This is a genomic window from Chitinophaga sp. OAE865, assembly GCF_040546735.1.
Classification (GTDB): Bacteria; Bacteroidota; Bacteroidia; order Chitinophagales; family Chitinophagaceae; genus Chitinophaga; species Chitinophaga polysaccharea_A.
The window spans coordinates 5560354-5578045 of record NZ_JBEPOF010000001.1 but is presented as its reverse complement, the minus strand read 5'-3'; the positions used below and the strand labels follow the sequence as shown (position 1 = coordinate 5578045).

Here is a 17692-nt window from a genome sequence, read left to right as displayed (position 1 = left end):
CCTGGATTTTGTAGAAACAGGGCGCGGTTGGGTATCGCTAGTTAAAAGCGGCTTTAAATTCCAGGGGCGACTGCCCCGTTTTGGATTTAAAGAAGCGGCTGAAAGACTGGGGATGTTCAAACCCCAGTTCATAGGCAATTTCACTGACCGACAGCGCCGTGGTGGAAATTTTTTCCTTTGCTTTTTCAATCAGGCTGTCGTGGATATGCTGCTGGGTATTTTTGCCTGTTAATGTACGTAGCAAGGTACCCAGGTAATTGGGAGATATATTCAGTGCATTGGCCATATACTGTACTGTTGGCAGCCCGTTTTCCAGCAGCTGGCTGCTATCCAGGTAGTGGGAGAGGGTTTCCTCGAAGCGGGCCAGGATATGATGATTGGTTATTTTCCGTGTTATAAACTGGCGCTGGTAAAAGCGCTCGGCATAGTTAAGCAGGGATTCTATCTGCGGAATAATGATGCTTTGGGTGAATTTATCGATGGAAGAATGATATTCCTTCCGGATGATATCTACAATGTTATTCAGTATCGCTTCTTCTTTCGGGGAAAGGAACAGGGCTTCATTAACGGCATAGTCGAAGTACTCATATTTCCTGATGGTTTTAGCCAGGGGCGTATTCCACAGGAAATCCGGGTGTATGAGTAACACCCAGCCGGAACAGTCTGTCGGTTTCCCGGTTGTATGTTCAATGCTGAATATCTGCCCCGGGGCCACAAAGAACATCACGCCTGCATCGAAATCGTACTGCTGTTGACCGTATTTAAACCTGATGTCGTGGTGCCGTTTGACGGCAATGGAATAGAAATCAAGCAGCAGCGATTCTGTTTTTCCGGTATAGCTGATATCTTCTACGTTCACAACGCTGATCAGCGGGTTTTCCGGTTCCGGTAATTCCCTGTAGCGGTGAAACGCTGCAATGCTATGTATCCGTTTCGGCTGGTGGTTACTCATTTTTATATCTGACCAGGTTTAGTTTATTATTATTTTTTCCCGTTGTAAATAACAGCAAATTCCCTGGCATAATCTTCCAGTTTTATTTTCCCGTATTCAGGGCGGTGATGAATAAGGTCCTCCGCCAGTTTCCCGTTATGAAGACTACTGTATATCTCTGTCAGATACTGTGCCAGTAAGGAAGGAACGCCGGCCTTTAAATACCTGTTCTTTGCTTCTTCATCTGAAATCAGGCGCCATTCAAGATCCGGCATGCCGATCTCTTTACCTAAGGCTGCGGCTATTTCGTTACAGGTCCGTTCATCACTCATTACATAACGGATCTTCCTTGGGCTACCGGGTTGTTCCACTTCCTCTGCTATGGCAGCGGCAATATCATCGGGGTGTACCAGCTGCATCACATCGTTTCCTCCACAGTTGATGGAAATGGATCCCTGGTTCCTGATCATATCTGCAAAGGCAAGCAGGTTGTAATAAAAAGAAGTAGGGCGCATATGGGTGATCTGAACGTTTTCCAGTTTATTCAGGATCTCTTCTACATAATGGGCTCCCAGGATAACGCCTGTGCCTTTGTTGAGATGCGCGCCAAAACTACTTAGATTAATTACCCGCTGCACCCCCGACTCCCTGATCGCTTCTCCATAATTTTCTCCTACGCTCCTGTAAAATTCGAGGAGGTCGGCTGCGCCAAAAAAAGATGGCACCATGGTATAAACGATATCTGCCCCGGCGAATGTACCGGTCAGCAAATTTACATCTTCTACAGAACCTGTAACAGCTTTTGCCCCCATATTTTCAATGATGGCTTCGTTGTGTTGTTTACTGGTGATCACGGTTACCTGGTGCCCGTTTGCCACCAGCCTGGGTACGAGTGGTTTGCCGATATTGCCGATTGATCCGGTTACTACAATTTTCATATTGTTTGCTATTTGTTTACACAAATTTCCAAACAATAAGCCCGGCGGAGCTAACCAAACCAGTGGTTGTTGTAACCAAAGTGTGGGTGCAGTTTACATTGTCCGGTTATGCCCCCGAAATCTCATTTTTAATCCTTCACAATGTCCTGGATATTTATCTTTATAAAAAAATCAGGCAATGAGAGAAAAGCGTTACCCTCCCAACAATCTCCCCCTCATCAAAGGAGAAATAGCTGATTACTACTATGATCAGCATACCGGCATTTTATATTCCTATTCTAAAAGCATCCTGAGAACAGTGGAGAATATTTCAAATAATATCAAGCTGGTAAAGGAAATCACAGGAAATAAAAAAGTGCCCTTGCTGATCTATCTCACAAATTCTCCTGTTCCTGATAAAGCAACAAGAAAATTTTCCACGGAGCAATTGCCTCATGTATATACCGCCATGGCCATGGTTTCCAAGCCTGGCCTGGCAAAGCTGATCATGAATATTCTGTTTAAGCTAAAAGCGCCGCCTATTCCCATGAAATCATTCAGTAATGATGAAGAAGCTAAGGTATGGCTTCAGCAATATGCCTGAGAAGAAAATGCATTTAAAAAGGGGACAGTCATCCAACGCGGATGACTGTCCCCTTTTTTAAAGCAGTTACTACATCTTTACGATCTTTTTCACCAGTTGTTTTCCCTGCCCGCTTAGCACCAGTAAATACATCCCGGGCCTGATATCACCAAGTTGTATTTCAAACTGCTGCCGGCCATCCAGTCGCTCTGCTTTTATTGCCTTACCGGCGCTATCATGTAATGCTGCTTTCATCCAGTGTCCGGTGGTATTTACATAAACGATGGCGCCTGCAGGATTGGGATAAATGCTTACGCCGTCTGTTTTTTCCTCGTTTACATTTGCGCTCATCATTTTCCGCAATGTACTGCCTGTGCTGCAAACCAGCATTGGTCGCCGCGTGGAGTCGCTGTTTTCGCGGGAAGTAAAGATAGCGTCAGTAGTGGCGCCCGCCAGCCCGGATACCAGTTTTAAAGTAAGCACGCCATCTGCGGCCTGCTGGGAGAGCGCGATATTAGTGACATCCCATTCTGCAAAGTTCCCGGCGGAGCGTCCCATGATAGTATCTACCGCGCTGGTAGCTGCGGGCATATTGTTATAGGTGATGCCGGTTTCTGTCCAGCTATCGTTGCTCACATATTGCGCAATCCAGGGCACAGTAGCAATACCGGTGTTTGCGTAGTTCACATACATCCGCAGCTTTACCTGGTTGGTACCCGCCGGTAATGTGCCCACATTGAATTTCAGGAATACTTCCCTGGTATAGCTTACGGTAGCATCCTGTTTTAATACCAGCGACTCTGTGCCATAGTTCACGCTGCCGTAAACGGAGCCCCCTCTTACATAGGCGTCGGCCACTGCAGTAATTGCAGCTGCGGTGTAAACAGGTGTCTGGTTGTTTACATGATGGGTGGCGGAAGCGCCCGCATACGGCCCGGAGGGCAGGCTGGCCAGCAGTTGCCGCGTTTGCGGAATACCGGGCAGGTTCAGCAGGATGGTTACCGGTGAAGATGATTGTGATGGATCGGCAACGGATACTTTTACATCAGAACTGCCTGCATCACGCAGCATCAGGGTACAGGGGCGGTCTACCGTAACTGTCAGCGAATCTTTATGGAAGGTGCCTGCCTGGTAGAATACCATTTGCCAGATATTCAGTCCGCGGTGATGCACTACCTGCATATTAGCGGTATTCTGCTCTATACGGACGGCGGTAGTATCATACGTGGCCATATTCTGCCCGGGTAATACATAATAGGCATACGTGCTGTTCGCAGGGGTGTTACCATGGTTAAACCACAACTGGAACACATTCATATTTTGTACGGTGGTAGTGCCGCCGTTGTTGATACTGCTCCAGGTACCGGATTGGGATTGCATGCTGAGCTGCACCTGGCCTCCTGATGGAAAGTAATAGCTGATACCGTTATGCGTGATCCATTTCAGTGTATTGTTATAACTGTAAGTTCCATTGGCAATGGTGCTTACGGTACCGTTTACATTTGCGGATACAGAACCGTTGAGAAGACATTGGTTCACGGTGGTATTGATGGGTTGGGTAGCGGTGGAGCTGATCCCCGCGCCAAGACAAACCACTTCATCATCAAAAAAGAACCAGGCCTTGCGCGCCTGCGTATTGTAATCGGAGAACTGAAGCGCGGAAACGCCGTACAGCGAGTCGGAAACGCCGCCGGCAAAAGTGGTGGTCCCAAAGTTCACGCCCCAGGGCGTCCGCAGGGGGATGGTGGTGATATAAGGAACGGTAGTGCCAGGTATCCTGCTCCAGTCCCATACGGGGGGAATATTATAATACTCACTGCCATTTGCGGCGATATGGGTGGAGCCGTCTGACAGGTAATATCCTTTCAGATTTTCTCCATTGCCGTTTTCCTGTTTCGCTGTACGGGTAGAGGTCATATGCAGGCCGAACAGGTAGCCGGTGCGATGATGCAAGGTGTAATCGGAGCGCCAGAAATGGGAGTGAAGCGCAGGAAGCAGGTATCCTGGGACCTGTGTGCCATTCAGCCTCGCTATGTTCTCATTGTATTCGGTAACATGAGCAGTATCCAGCGTTTTGAGCTTTTCCAGGTGGGCAGTAACGCCAACGGCTAAATTATTTACACGGCTGATGCTGCGGCCATTTGTGCCATAATCGATATAACGCCCACGCATAGCTTTAAGGAAACCGTTCCGCACAAAATTGCTGAACACAGACAGGCGGGCGCCGGAAAGTGCATACGAAGTGCCGCGGAGGTAATAGGCCATCTTGGTTTCTCCCTCTACAAATACGGAACCATATCCAAAGAAGTATAATTGCGGCCCATGCTGGTGGTACGACAGGTCGTGCTGGATGCCCTCATTGGTAGTAAGCATCAGCGGGTAAAATATCTGGTCCACGCTGTATTGCATGAGTGAATCGTTGGCCGTGAGACAGGCCCTGTACATAAAATGTGTAGCCACGTCCAGTTTGTTGGCCCCGGTCTGACTGCCGGGGTTGCCGCGGTTCATTTGCGTGAGCAGCGCATTGCGCAGGCTGCCCAGGCTTTGAGGCGCCGTATCCAGCAGGATCAGGATTTCGCCGATACGTTGCGGGTTGGAGATCTGGTTATGGTACCAGTTCCAGCTTTGCGGATCGGTGGTGTTCCAGTAAGTAAGGCTGTTCACAATGGCAGTGAAGAGGGTACTGCTATGGTAATAAGTACTGGCTGATTTCGTATAGGCCTGTGCGAAAGTTTTTACTCGGTTGATGTGCACATCCGCCGTATAGGTGGTGGAACTGTAGGCATAGTTAACATCCGGCCATGAACCGTTGGATTGCAGGGTAGCCAGTGTGCTGCTTACATTGTTGTCCAGCGTGGTGGTGTTGCTGGCCTGCGACAGCAGTTCCGACCTGATACGGTCCATAATAGTGGTATAGGTGGTTTGTGCCCACGCAACAGGCGTAAGGCCCAACAACCCGAAAAGGAGTAGCAATCTGATTTTCATAACAGTGGGATTTGTAACAAATCTAATGATCCCCGCTTACCGGGAGGGGTGGTTTTTCCGAGTAAATGGGGGGATTTTTCACAAATCAGGGGCTTCCGCAAACTCGGAAGGCGTTTTCCCGAATTGTTTTTTGAACTCACGGCTGAAATATTTCCGGTCGTTGTACCCCACCATATACGCCACCTGGTACACGGTATGCTGCCGGGTGCGTATGAGGGCGGCTGCTTTTTTCAGTCGCAGCGATTTTACAAAATCGTTCACCGACATATTGGTGACGGCTTTCAGCTTTTTATAAAGCACCGGCTGGCTCATGGCTACCTTGCGGGCCAGCATTTCCACTCCGAATTCAGGGTCGTCCATATGTTCTTCCACCAGGGCCATCACTTTTTCCAGGAAGGCATTGTCCAGGCTGTTAGGCAAGGCATCGGGTATTACCGCTGCTGTTTGCAGCTGCCGGCTGAAATGTTCCCGCATTTTTTCCCTGGAAGCAATAAGGTTCCTTACATTGAGCGCCAGTACTTTGGTACTGAAAGGTTTGGTGAGATAGAGGTCTGCCCCGGTTTCAAGCCCGCTTACATGGTCTGTTTGCGAGCTTTTGGCGGTAAGCAGTACCACGGGAATATGACTGGTGCGCTCATCTGTTTTAAGCGCCTGGCAGAATTGCAGGCCGTCCATTTCCGGCATCATCACATCGCTGATCACGATGTCGGGGATCTGTGCAGTGGCGGTGGCCAGGCCATCGGCTCCGTTCGCGCTTTCCAGCACCTGGTACTGATCCCTGAAGGTTTGGCTGATGAGGGCGCGCAGCTCGGTATTGTCTTCCACAATATGAATGGTAAAAGGTTGAAGTGTACCCGTTACCGTGATACCCGGTTCTTCCGGCGCAACAGCTGGTTTTACCAGTGCGGCAGGAGCCACAGAGGTTCCTCCTACAGTATGTTGGGAGCCTTCGAAATGTTTGGCGCCGGCGGGGAGCGATACGGTGAAGCAGGTACGCCCTTCTTTTTCCGGCGTGGAAGGTTCGCTTTCAACGGTGAGCGTGCCTTTATGCTGTTCTACAATGTTTTTGGACAGTGCCAGCCCTATACCGTATCCCGTATTTTGCAGGCCATGATCCTGTACCTGGAAGAAGTTGGTGAACAGTTTGTCGAGATATGCAGGGGCAATACCGCGGCCATTGTCGGTAACCGTGATCACGGTATTTTGTTTTGCAGCAGTTACATGCAGCTGGATGCGGCCACCATCGGGCGTGAATTTAAAGGCGTTGCTGAGCAGGTTAAAGAATACTTTCTCCAGCTGTTCACGGTCGAAATACGCCCAGGCATGTTCTACCTCATGCCGGAACACCATGGTAATATTCCGGTCGAGGGATATTTCCCGGAAGCTGGTATAAATATGATCGAGAAAGGGGATGAGGTCCTGCTCCTGTACATGCAGTTTAAGATGATTGGTTTCTGCCTTGCGGAAGTCCATCAATTCATTCACGAGCTTCAGCAGCCGGTCGGCATTGTTCCGTAATTGCAACAGGGTGGACTGCAGCGGGTCATCTTTCTTCAGCACATCCATCATTTTCTCCACCGGTACCAGCAGGAAGGTAAGGTGGGTGCGTATTTCATGAGATACATGTGTGAAGAAGTTGAGCTTTACCTGGTGCAGTTCCTCTTCTTTGCGCAGCAGGGCCCAAAGGAAAAAGAACCGGGTAACGAAGAAGAACAACAGGATAAGGCATAACAGGTAAATGGCATAGGCCCACCAGGTTTGCCAGAAAGGCGGGAGGATGGTGATCTCCATCTTTGCAGGCTCACTCCATATACCATCGTTGTTGGCGCCTTTCACCCAAAAGGTGTAATGGCCGGACGACAGGTTCGTGTACGTTACGGCGGGGTTATCTGTTTCTATCCAGTCGCGGTCCGCGCCTTCCAGCCGGTATGCGTACCGGTTTTTGCTGCTTTTTACATAATTGAGCAGCGCAAACTCCAGTGTAAATACTTCCTGGTTGTGATGGAACCGCAGGGCTTTTGTATAGCTGATATCCTGTTCCAGCAACCCGTTGTGCTGCCCGATGCCCACCAGGTTATTGAACAGGCGAAGACCCGTAAAGCGCATGGGAGCCGGGTGCGTGTTGGTAATGATCCGGCTGGGAAAAAAGCTGGTAATGCCATTGTATCCGCCAAAGAGAAATTCGCCGCGACTGTCGCGCAAAAAGGAATTGTAATTGAACACATTCCCGGCAATGCCATCCCTGGTGGTGTAGGTCCGGAAGCTATTGCGGGCGGGATCAAAACGTACCAGGCCATTATAAGTACTGATCCATAAATAATGCTGGTCATCTTCCAGCAACCCGATGATATTATCATTCGGCAGGCCGTCTTTTTCGGTATACCGTACCTGTTGTACCAGGTTGGAATTGTATTTGATCAGCCCTCCGAAATACATGCTCACCCAGATGTTATGCTTTGAATCTTCCTGAATGGAATTAACATATCCCGGTTGAACCACCCGCATGGAATCGCCTTCAAATACATACAGGTAGCTGATGGTGCCTACCAGGATACGGTGTTGCGAATCTTCAAAAATATAACGGACAGACTGATGGGTGGCAATGCCTGTAAGTGCCGAATCGGCCTGCTTTTCCAGCTCATGGCCTTTGCGGTGATAGAGTTGCAGCAGGTTGTTGGTGCCTATCCAGAACTTGCCCTGGCTGTCTTCCAGCAGGGCAGTCACTTCCCGTGAAAAAGTGTTGGCATCTCTGGTATTATAAAAGAAGCGCCGGAAGCCCCCGTTCTCCAGGAGGTTCAAGCCACCGCCATGCGTGGCGGTCCAGATATTATGGTCTTTATCTTCATACACTACCTTCACCAGGTTAGACCCCAGGCTGGAGGGATTATTGGCATCGTGCTTATAACGGGTAAAGCTGCCGGTGGCGCGGTTAAAATACATCAGGCCACCGCCTTCGGTACCAATCCAGTAATTATGAAGGGCATCTTCATGAATGCTGCTGATCACATTATTGCTGATGCCATCCAGCGGGGGATGTTGCTGCCAGTCTGTAAAAGGGGAGCCGTAAGGATGCACGATGTTTACACCGCCAAAATAGGTACCCATCCAGATAGAGCCATTGTTATCTTCATAAATACTGTGAACAGAATTCTGGCTGATACTATTGCTGTTGCCGGATTTTTGCTGGTAATGCCGGCTGTTCATACTGGCCGGGTCGATGATGCTGATACCTTCCTGGGTGCCTACCCACATATTGCCGGTTTTATCGCGCAGCACCCGTCTTACAATATTATTGACAATGCCGGGTTGCGACAGCAATGAAAATTTCCCGGTAGCGGGATCATATATATTGATACCGCCTGTTTGGGTAGCAATCCATAATTTGCCCGAAGGATCTTCCGTGATGGAAGTAATGAAGTTCATAGCAAGACCGGCAGTTTGCCCGTCCTCATGCCGGAAGGAGGTGAAGCTGTTCCCGCTCATCTTCGTGAGCCCGTTGTTGGTACCGATCCAGATATTGCCTTTTTTATCTTCATACACGCAACGCACCACATAACCGGCAATCTTTCCCGGGATAAAGAATTCCTGTTTGTTGCCCTGCCGCATATAAAGCCCGTTGTTGGCGCCAAACCAGTGCCGGCCCCTGGTATCTTCATACACACAGTTGATGCTGATGGGAATAGCGGGATCAAGTACTACACGGTCAAAACGGTCCTGTACCGGGTCATATTTTGCCAGGCCGGCGGTAGTGCCGATCCACAACACATTTTTCCGGTCGCGGTACAGGCTCATTACCTGGTTGCCCGGCAGGGAGCTGCTGTCGTCTGCCTGGTGGCGGTAAATTTTGAAACGGTGCCCATCGTAGCGGCTGAGACCATAGTTGGTGCCGAACCAGAGGAAACCCTGTTGATCCTGGGAAATGGATAAGACGGCATTATGCGATAACCCGTCTTCCACGGTGAGATGATTGAACGTTACATCCTGCCCGCTGCTTTTTGTAAAAACAGCGAGGATCAGCAGGCATAAGAACGGGAAGCACCTCAAAATCATCCTCTAATATAAGCATTGTATTCACCCGAAAGGGTGTTTTTTATAAAAATCATCCTGTTACTATTCTGATAATCAGCTGGTTGAAGGGGGATTTATAAAATTCACCCCAATCATTTATGATTATCTCCCTGTGGTCCGGATTGGTTATCACATATTTGTGTATCAACCGTATTTCCGCTCAATTCCACAATTATTATGAAAAAGAGATGCCAATCAACCAGTAAGGGAAGAGCGTCCAGCTTTGCCTCTAATTACTTTTTTACGGGAGTCATGTGGATCTTACTTATCCCGCTTTCCCTTTTTGCCCAGCAGAAAAGAACAGTATCAGGTACCGTAAGTGCCAAAGACGGTACGCCGCTGATCGGGGTAACTGTAATGGTAAAGAATCAAAAGACCGGTACCAGTACCGATGGCAGCGGACATTTTACTATTTCCGCGTCTCCCGGCTCCACACTGGTGTTCACGTTTATCGGTTTCGGAAAAGTGGAACAGGTGGTAGACAACAGAACGGAGTATAATGTGCGGATGAGCGAGCAGGCCGGAACGCTCAACGATGTGGTGGTAGTGGGCTATGCTACCCAGCAGCGTAAAGACCTGACCGGTTCGGTGGGTAGTGTGAACATGAAAGATTTTGAGAAAGCGCCGGTAAAGTCGTTCGATGAAGCGCTGGCAGGCAGGGTAGCAGGGGTAGCAGTAGCAAGTAACGATGGGCAGCCCGGTTCCATTTCCAACATTGTTATCCGCGGTGCAGGTTCCATCACACAGGATAACTCCCCGCTGTATGTAATTGATGGTTTCCCTACCGAAAGCTCCAACGCCAATGCGATCAGTCCTGCTGATATCGAGTCCATCGACGTATTGAAAGACGCCTCCGCCACCGCCATCTATGGCGCCCGTGGTTCCAACGGCGTTATCCTCATCACCACGAAGAAAGGTAAAACAGGCGCGCCACAGGTAACGTATAACGGCTACTATGGCTGGCAGCAGGTGCCAAACAAGATCCCTTTAATGGATGCTTACGAATTTGTGAGATATGTGGGAGATGTAAATCCCGGTATCTTCGATTCCGTGTACCTGGCCGGTGGCGCCAAGCTGGACGATTACCGCAATAAGGAATCCATCGACATGCAGAACTTTGTTTACCAGGTAGGGCAGAACCAGAACCACGATATTGCCGTACGCGGGGGAAACGATAAAACCCGGTATTCCCTCTCCGGTAACTTTAATAACCAGAAGGGGATCATTATTAACGGCGGTTTTAAACGCTACCAGGGCCGGTTTTCACTGGACCAGACAGTGAGCAGCAAATTAAAGGTAGGGCTCAATGCCAACTATGCCTATAATGAAACCTATGGTATCCCGGTGTCTGCCACCAATTTCTATGCATCCGCCACTACGCTGTATTCAGTTTGGGGCTTCCGGCCAACCACCAGTATTTATGGCCGCGACAGCGCCGTGAACCTGGTTGATGAGTTTTATGATCCGGGCAATGAGCTGGCCAATAACCAGGACTACCGGGTGAACCCGTTGCAGAATATACAGAACCAGTATACCATGAACAAGGTGAATAACCTTTTCGCCAACGCTTATGCAGAATACGCTATCACAAAAGACCTGACCCTGCGTATTGCAGGCGGTATCAATACCGTGAATACGGAGATCAATATCTTCAATAATTCCAAAACACAATCCGGCAGTAAGTGGAATTCCAATGGCGTGAACGGCAGTATAGAATTCCGGCCTACTTCCCTCTGGCGTTCTGAGAACGCGCTTACCTACCGCAAAACCTGGAACAAGTTGCACCACCTTACCGTGCTCGGTGTATTTGAAGCGCAGGGCTATAAGAATTCACAGCGCAGGTTCTCGGCAAACCAGATCCCGAATGAAGACCTGGGCATGGATGCCATCGACCTGGCAGCGCCGGCCAATACCTCGCTGCTTTCCCTTAGCTCCCGCTGGACTATGGGCTCCGGCGCATTGCGTGTGAACTATGATTTCGATTCAAAATATCTTTTCGCGGCTTCCATCCGTGCAGATGGTTCTTCTAAGTTTGCCGCCGGTAATAAATGGGGGTATTTCCCTGCCGTATCCGCCGCATGGCGTTTCAGCAGCGAGGCGTTTATGAAAGACGTAAAGTTTATCAGCGATGCGAAGATAAGGCTGGGTTACGGCGCATCGGGAAACAGACCGGGTGAGCGACTTTGCTTATCTCCCTCAACTACAGCTTACCAATAACCAGTACTGGTATTCCACAGGTAATGGGCCATTAGGTATCGGCGCCGTAATGGTTTCTTCCGGCAATGCAAACCTGCGCTGGGAAACCAACGAACAAACCAATATCGGGTTAGACATGGCCTTCCTGAAGAACAGGCTGACGCTTACCGTAGATGCCTACATACGCACTACAAAAGATCTCCTGCTGGATGCCGCATTGCCGTATGCCCACGGGATCGAGAGCGCGAAGGGATTCAAGAACGTAGGGCAGTTGCAGAACAAGGGACTGGAGATCGCGGTTTCAGGTGTAATTGCGGATAGTAAAAACTTCAGCTGGAACAGCAGCTTTAATATCAGCTTTAATAATAACAAAATACAATCACTGGCAGAGGGACAGCAATCTATCCTTTCCGGTTCCGGTACTTTCTTCAATACCACCTACTCCGGTCTGTTCCCTTATATTTCTGTAATAGGAAGGCCACTGGGAGAGATGTACGGACTGGTGTTTGACGGGGTATACCAGTACAGCGATTTTGATGCGATGCCCAATGGCACCTACCTGCTGAAACCTGATGTGCCTACCAATGGCGCGGCGCGCAATGCCATCCGCCCGGGCGATATCAGGTATAAGGATCTCAACGGGGATCTGCAGGTGAACAACCAGGACTACACTATTATCGGCAGCGGTTTGCCAAAGCATACGGGCGGTTTCAGTAACGATTTCCGTTACCGCAATTTTGATCTGAACATATTACTGCAATGGTCTTACGGCAATGATATCATCAATGCCAACCGGTACGTGTTTGAAGGGGGAATTGTAAACAATCCAAACCTTAACCAGTTTGCCACTTATGCTAACCGCTGGACGCCGACGAACCCCAGCAACACCTTGTTCCGCGCAGGCGGTATGGGTAATGCAGCTTACTCTTCCCGCGTAATTGAGGATGGCTCTTACCTGAAACTGAGAACGGTTTCCCTGGGATATAATGTGCCGGCTTCCCTGCTGAAGCGGGCGAAGATAAAGAACGTACGCATCTATGGCGCCGCACAGAATATTTATACATGGACGAAGTACTCCGGTATGGACCCTGAAGTGAACGGCAGGCCGGGTAATCTTACTCCTGGCTTTGATTACGCCGTTTACCCGCACTCGTTGTCTTATGTGACCGGTTTAAATGTAACATTCTAAAATGATGAACATGAAACGTATTTGCATCCTGGCATGTATAGCAATAGCAGGACTGAGTTCCTGCAAAAAATTCCTCGATACAAAACCGACGGATTTTTATACCACCGATAATTACTACGGAACAGAAGCCCAGCTGCAGCAGGCGCTGAATGGCGTGTACGGCGACCTGATGCGGCCTGAACTGTATGCGCAGGTGATGGGCTTCAATTTTGTATCCACCACAGATGAGGTAATGTCGAACCGCACGGCAGACGGTGATGCGCGCGGTCTGCGTTATAATTACGATGCTTCCCTGGTGCATATCGCCAACATATGGCGTTATGCTTATGTGGGCATCAACAACCTCAACACCTTGCTGGACAATATCAATAAGCCCACAATGGATGAAGGACGCAGGAATATTATCAAAGGACAGGCATTGTTCCTCCGCGGGTTCCTGTACTTTATTCTTACCAGTAATTATGGAGATGTGCCGGTAGTGCTCCACACGCCTGCTATAGACGATGTAAACATTCCTCCCGTGAAGCAGGGAGATGTGTATGCACAGGTGGAAAAGGATATGAAAGAGGCCGAAACACTGCTGAAAGATTACACCGTAACCCAGGCAAAATTCAACGATGTGGTAACGCTCACCGCTGTGCAGGCAATGTTGGCGCGCGTGTATCTTTACTGGGCAGGTTATCCGCAGAATAACACCGCCAAATACCAGGATGTGATCACGTATACCGACAAAGTGATCACATCTGGTCTTCATGCATTGAACCCCGATTACCGCCAGGTATTTATCAACCTTGCCACCGACCAGTACGATGTAAGGGAAAATATCTGGGAGCTGGGCTCCCTTGGCGCCGCCGCCGGCGTGGTGAACAAATCAGGTAATGATATCGGTAACTTTGTGGGAATACAATCTACGCTTACTGCGTTGGATTCCACTTCCTACAATTCCGCGGCATGGGTATGGGTTACCAAAAAACTGTTCGACTCCTATGAAACGGATCCCAGCAGCAGTGCCGGTCCTAATAAGCCTTCGCTGGATATACGCCGCGACTGGAACTGCGCTAACTACATTTACAGTGGTACCAATCCCCGTATAAAAGCAGCCCGTCCCAATCCCTGGCAGATGTGCGCCGGTAAGTTCAGAAGGGAATATGTGCCGCAGGCTATCCGCAACACCAATGGGGTAGGCGGTACCTATAATATCAACTGGCCCATGATCCGTTATTCAGATGTACTGCTGATGCGTGCAGAAGCTGAGAACTACGTGAACGGGCCTACGAACGCATATACCTACATTAACCAGGTACGGAAAAGAGGGTATGGGCTGATGAATGGCAATGTAGTAAAATCCATTACCATGACGGGCACAGGTAGCGGCTATACCAAAGCCCCCGCAGTGAGCATCACCGGCGGTGGTGGCAATGGCGCTACCGGCACGGCCATCATTGCCGAAGGCAAGGTAACAGGTATTTACCTGAACAGCCCTGGGGCTTTAACAGCAGGTTCGTACTATACTTCCGCACCTGTGGTAGTAATCGGTACTTTCTGGACACCAGGTATCAGCTATGCCAAGGGAATACAGGTCACCAATAACGGTAACCTGTATACGGTAACAACGGCCGGTACCTCCACCAATACGGCGCCAACAAATACTTCCGGCGCCTCTGATCCCGCGGTAACCGGCGCAGTGTTCACCTATGCGGGCATAGCCGCTATTGCAACGGCAGCCATTACCACTGGCAACGAATCCGATCTTACACCCGGTCTTAGCAAAGATGCATTCCAGCTGGCCATCCGCGATGAAAGAATGCGTGAGCTATGTTTTGAAGCCGTAAGGAAAGCAGACCTGATCCGCTGGGGAAATTTTGTGGCAGACATGCAGAACTTCGCCGCCTGGGCCACTTCCAACGGGGCAGGGGTCACTTCTACCGGTAACCCCAACGGTTTACAGGGAATACGCAACGTGAGCAGCAGGCATGTAATGTTGCCCAAGCCTACTTATGAGCTTAATCTTAACCGCTTACTGGTACAAAACGAAGGCTGGTAAATCTAAAAAAAACAAACATGAAAAGATCATTCCTCATACTGCTGTGCTGCTGCGCCGTAGCCTGTTCCAAAAAACTGGAAGTAGATACACCGGATTTTAATGTTTCGCTTGATCCTGCACGGTTGGTGGCAGATACCTTCACCTACCGCCTTGGCGATACTACCCGTTTTAAATTCAATGGTACCGTAGGTAATATCACCTTCTATTCCGGGGAGCCCGGCAAGCGTTACGATGGCCGCTCTGCAGCCTATAAACTGGGCCACATCACCCTTAGCTTTTCTTCAAAAGCACAATATGGCTCACAAACCAATACCCTGCAGGTGCTGGCTACCAACAAACTGGCGGGGCTTGATTCTGCTGCTGTAGTGAATGCCGCCTGGACAGATATCAGTAACCGCGGCACGCTGGCAACCGGTAGCACTGAAGTGCCTTTTGGCACTGCAGACCTGACCGACCTGCTGGCCAATGAAAACGATTCACTCTTCATTGCTTTCAAATACAGCGGCGTAACCGGTTCCACACAACGCACCTGGACGATCACCCAATTTGCAGTGAACAATGTATTGCCTGAAAAAACAGTATCCTTAAGCTCCTTCTCCACAGACGTAGCCTACTGGACCCGTTACGGCAATGTATGGAATCCCGCCAGCGGGCGCTGGACGGCATCTGCCACTGATCTTAAGATCACAGGCGGCGATGCCGCGGCAGCTACCAATACCAGCTGGGTGGTGACCAAACCATTGTATGCCGGCCGGGTTCCGGGAGATGTAAGCACAGGCATTAAAAGTATCAATGAGCCTGATAAAGCGGAATATGCCTACGCATACCCCGCCGCCGGTGTGTACAAGGCCACCTTTGTAGCATTTAACCATACGCTGGATGAAGAAAGGCGTATAATAAGGGAGTTTATCATTAAAGTGATACCATAGCATATGAAACCATTGTTTTATTTCATCTTAACCGCCGGACTGAGTGTTTTCACTGCCGGCGGTGAGAAAGACTTTGTAGACAGTAATGCAGGCTTTGCAAGGCAACAGCTTAAGCATATGCTGAAGGATACGGAATCGCGGGAGCAACTGGCATTTCCCCGTACTACCAACAAAGAGGGAAAAATGATCACCACCTCTATGTACGACTGGACGCCTGGTTTTTTCCCGGGCTCGCTCTGGTATGCCTATGAGCAAACCAAAGATCCTGTATGGCAGCGGGAGGCCGTTAAATGGACGGAGAAACTGGAGCCGCTGAAGGATTTTACCCAACACCATGATCTTGGCTTCATGATGTATTGCAGCTATGGCAACGCTTACCGTCTTACCGGTAACAAAACATACCGCGATATCCTCATCCAGGGCGCCCGCTCACTCAGCACCCGCTTTAACCCCGTAACCCGGAGCATTAAATCATGGAATGCCTTTAAATCCTGGCATGGCCAGCAGATGTATTACTATCCTGTGATCATCGACAACCTGATGAACCTGGAGCTGTTGTTCTTTGCTTCCAGGGAAACCGGCGACACCAGCTTCCGCCACATAGCGGTGAGCCATGCAGAAACTGCCATGTACAACCAGGTACGGCCCGATTACAGCTCCTATCATGTAGTATGCTACGATACCACCAATGGTAAGGTACTGGCCCGGGAAACCGCGCAGGGCTATGCGGATAATTCTACCTGGTCGCGCGGCCAGGCATGGGGCATTTATGGTTTTACCATGATCTACCGGGAAACGCATGATCCCCGTTTTCTTAAAACAGCAGCCGGGATGGCGGATTGGTTCCTGGATAATAAAAACCTGCCTGAAGACAAAGTGCCTTACTGGGATTTCAATGCAGAGGAAGCAGGGTATCAACCTGGCATACGTTCCAATGCCAACCGCGTAAAAACAAAATACCGGGATGTTTCTGCTGCCGCCATCGTATCGTCGGCATTATTTGAATTGAGTGGTTATGTAGATAAGAGCAAGGGAGAGGGCTACCGTAAGGCGGCCATCGCCATACTGCATTCACTGGCAAGTGCTGCATACAGGGCGCCGGAAGGGAAGAACGGTAATTTTATACTGATGCATAGCGTGGGAAGCATTCCGCATAATACAGAGATTGATGTGCCGCTGGTGTATGCAGACTATTACTTTATGGAAGCACTGGAGCGCTACAAGGCTTCACTTGATTGAGATAAAGAGTAAAGAGGGCAGTTGTCCGGTGATCCGGATAACTGCCCCTTTTTTGTGCTATTTATTACCGTCCTCTTTTTTGCGTGGTCCCTGGCTTTTTCTATATGCCTTCAGCTCATCTTTGTCAAGAAAAGAATCCTTGTTGGTATCAATAGCGGCGAAGTTTTCGCTTATTTTGGAAAGCCGCTTATTGTCTTTAGCCGCTGCATCTACTTCCGTTTTGCTGAGTTTACCATCCCCGTCTGTATCAATCTTCTTAAAGAACCCTTCCCGGTCGTGTTGCTGTGGCTGTTGCGGTTGCTGTGCATAAGATTTTACAGAAACCAGTGTTGTCATTAACAAACCTGCTACAAGAAAATGCTTCATCATAATTGTGTGTTTTTAGTTTTGAATGAATTAATGTTCCTGGTGTTAACAACAGGAACCAGTTCGACATATAGTTTTTAGATGGCTGGCAGTAATGGAAGTTTAAGGAGAGAGAAGCAGACGTTGAGAGGGTGCAGGATAAGTTGGCGGCTGGTATGGCTTGATAATATTGGATTTAGGTGTGTTTTAATGGTTGGGGCCCTTAACACTGTTTAACGTTGGTTAGTAGTAATTAACGGAGTTCT

The 17692-nt window shown here is 49.3% G+C and carries 11 protein-coding genes; 6 read left to right on the top strand and 5 right to left on the bottom strand.

What is annotated here, in order from left to right:
• Positions 1-37: 37 nt before the first annotated feature.
• Together ABIE50_RS22285 and ABIE50_RS22280 are read right to left on the bottom strand one after the other, a co-directional pair.
• Positions 38-952 carry a helix-turn-helix domain-containing protein gene (locus ABIE50_RS22285; protein ID WP_209859512.1) on the bottom strand — a complete coding sequence of 305 codons (915 nt, stop codon included), beginning with the start codon at positions 950-952 and terminating at the stop codon, positions 38-40.
• 29 nt (positions 953-981) lie between these two features.
• Positions 982-1869, bottom strand: coding sequence for an NmrA family NAD(P)-binding protein (locus ABIE50_RS22280; protein WP_209859514.1), 888 nt, complete (start codon positions 1867-1869; stop codon positions 982-984).
• A 178-nt stretch (positions 1870-2047) separates the two neighbouring features.
• Here ABIE50_RS22280 and ABIE50_RS22275 point away from each other — a divergent pair, with 178 nt between their 5' ends.
• Positions 2048-2452, top strand: a complete 405-nt coding sequence (locus tag ABIE50_RS22275) for a SpoIIAA family protein (RefSeq protein WP_209859516.1) — start codon at positions 2048-2050, stop codon at positions 2450-2452.
• A gap of 69 nt (positions 2453-2521) precedes the next feature.
• On the opposite strand, the gene ABIE50_RS22270 is transcribed toward ABIE50_RS22275, so the two are convergent.
• Positions 2522-5416, bottom strand: a complete 2895-nt coding sequence (locus tag ABIE50_RS22270; RefSeq protein WP_209859518.1) for a polysaccharide lyase family 8 super-sandwich domain-containing protein — start codon at positions 5414-5416, stop codon at positions 2522-2524.
• 78 nt (positions 5417-5494) lie between these two features.
• Positions 5495-9466: a two-component regulator propeller domain-containing protein gene (locus ABIE50_RS22265; RefSeq protein ID WP_209859521.1), complete on the bottom strand. Its 3972-nt coding sequence runs from the start codon at positions 9464-9466 to the stop codon at positions 5495-5497.
• A gap of 270 nt (positions 9467-9736) precedes the next feature.
• Here ABIE50_RS22265 and ABIE50_RS22260 point away from each other — a divergent pair, with 270 nt between their 5' ends.
• The 5 genes from ABIE50_RS22260 to ABIE50_RS22240 are packed head-to-tail and all read left to right on the top strand — an operon-like array spanning position 9737 to position 17081.
• The gene (locus ABIE50_RS22260; protein WP_354028126.1) at positions 9737-11701 is read left to right on the top strand and encodes a SusC/RagA family TonB-linked outer membrane protein; all 1965 of its coding nucleotides are present in this window, start codon (positions 9737-9739) and stop codon (positions 11699-11701) included.
• Positions 11658-12869: a SusC/RagA family TonB-linked outer membrane protein gene (locus ABIE50_RS22255; RefSeq protein ID WP_354028125.1), complete on the top strand. Its 1212-nt coding sequence runs from the start codon at positions 11658-11660 to the stop codon at positions 12867-12869. Before ABIE50_RS22260 ends, ABIE50_RS22255 begins: the two co-directional genes overlap by 44 nt.
• 10 nt (positions 12870-12879) lie before the next feature.
• Entirely contained in the window at positions 12880-14913 is a 2034-nt protein-coding gene (locus tag ABIE50_RS22250; RefSeq protein ID WP_209859525.1) for a RagB/SusD family nutrient uptake outer membrane protein, read from the top strand.
• A gap of 17 nt (positions 14914-14930) precedes the next feature.
• The gene (locus ABIE50_RS22245; protein ID WP_209859527.1) at positions 14931-15842 is read left to right on the top strand and encodes a DUF5017 domain-containing protein; all 912 of its coding nucleotides are present in this window, start codon (positions 14931-14933) and stop codon (positions 15840-15842) included.
• Positions 15843-15845: 3 nt separating this feature from the next.
• Positions 15846-17081, top strand: coding sequence for a glycoside hydrolase family 88 protein (locus ABIE50_RS22240; RefSeq protein ID WP_209859529.1), 1236 nt, complete (start codon positions 15846-15848; stop codon positions 17079-17081).
• A gap of 57 nt (positions 17082-17138) precedes the next feature.
• Here ABIE50_RS22240 and ABIE50_RS22235 read toward each other — a convergent pair whose 3' ends face one another.
• The gene (locus ABIE50_RS22235; protein WP_142688334.1) at positions 17139-17450 is read right to left on the bottom strand and encodes an EF-hand domain-containing protein; all 312 of its coding nucleotides are present in this window, start codon (positions 17448-17450) and stop codon (positions 17139-17141) included.
• Positions 17451-17692: the final 242 nt, after the last annotated feature.

Bases quoted from the DNA above. Each gene is read 5' to 3' on its own strand.
- ABIE50_RS22280 (WP_209859514.1), bottom strand. From the start codon at position 1,869: ATGAAAATTGTAGTAACCGGATCAATCGGCAATATCGGCAAACCACTC.
- ABIE50_RS22285 (WP_209859512.1), bottom strand. From the start codon at position 952: ATGAGTAACCACCAGCCGAAACGGATACATAGCATTGCAGCGTTTCAC.
- ABIE50_RS22275 (WP_209859516.1), top strand. From the start codon at position 2,048: ATGAGAGAAAAGCGTTACCCTCCCAACAATCTCCCCCTCATCAAAGGA.
- ABIE50_RS22260 (WP_354028126.1), top strand. From the start codon at position 9,737: ATGTGGATCTTACTTATCCCGCTTTCCCTTTTTGCCCAGCAGAAAAGA.
- ABIE50_RS22240 (WP_209859529.1), top strand. From the start codon at position 15,846: ATGAAACCATTGTTTTATTTCATCTTAACCGCCGGACTGAGTGTTTTC.
- ABIE50_RS22250 (WP_209859525.1), top strand. From the start codon at position 12,880: ATGAAACGTATTTGCATCCTGGCATGTATAGCAATAGCAGGACTGAGT.
- ABIE50_RS22245 (WP_209859527.1), top strand. From the start codon at position 14,931: ATGAAAAGATCATTCCTCATACTGCTGTGCTGCTGCGCCGTAGCCTGT.
- ABIE50_RS22270 (WP_209859518.1), bottom strand. From the start codon at position 5,416: ATGAAAATCAGATTGCTACTCCTTTTCGGGTTGTTGGGCCTTACGCCT.
- ABIE50_RS22265 (WP_209859521.1), bottom strand. From the start codon at position 9,466: ATGATTTTGAGGTGCTTCCCGTTCTTATGCCTGCTGATCCTCGCTGTT.
- ABIE50_RS22235 (WP_142688334.1), bottom strand. From the start codon at position 17,450: ATGATGAAGCATTTTCTTGTAGCAGGTTTGTTAATGACAACACTGGTT.